Raw genomic sequence first — 253 nt, 5'->3', positions numbered from 1 at the left:
AAATACGAGCTACAGCCCAACGGCGAACAAGCCCGCTCTATGCGCCGCTTTGCCGGGTCATGCCGTTTCGTGTTCAACAAGGCGCTTGCAATGCAGAAGGCCATCTACGAGGGCGGCGAAAAGAAGGTGGGCTATGCCGGGTTGTGCAAAGAACTCACCACTTGGAAAACTCAACCGGAAACCGCTTGGCTCAAAGAAACACATTCGCAAGTTTTGCAGCAATCACTCAAAGACCTTGAGCGTGCCTACAAAA

General features: G+C 52.6%; 1 protein-coding gene. It reads left to right on the top strand.

Going from position 1 to position 253, the window contains the following annotated elements; genetic code table 11:
- Window positions 1–253: helix-turn-helix domain-containing protein (locus tag IV91_RS16230; protein ID WP_150112526.1), on the top strand; the 253-nt coding region annotated here is incomplete at both ends.

The sequence above is a fragment of the Ferrovum myxofaciens genome (genome assembly GCF_000735045.1).
GTDB lineage: Bacteria > Pseudomonadota > Gammaproteobacteria > Burkholderiales > Ferrovaceae > Ferrovum > Ferrovum myxofaciens.
Note: the sequence above shows the minus strand (reverse complement) of the source record. Positions and strands in the feature narration are given on the sequence as shown.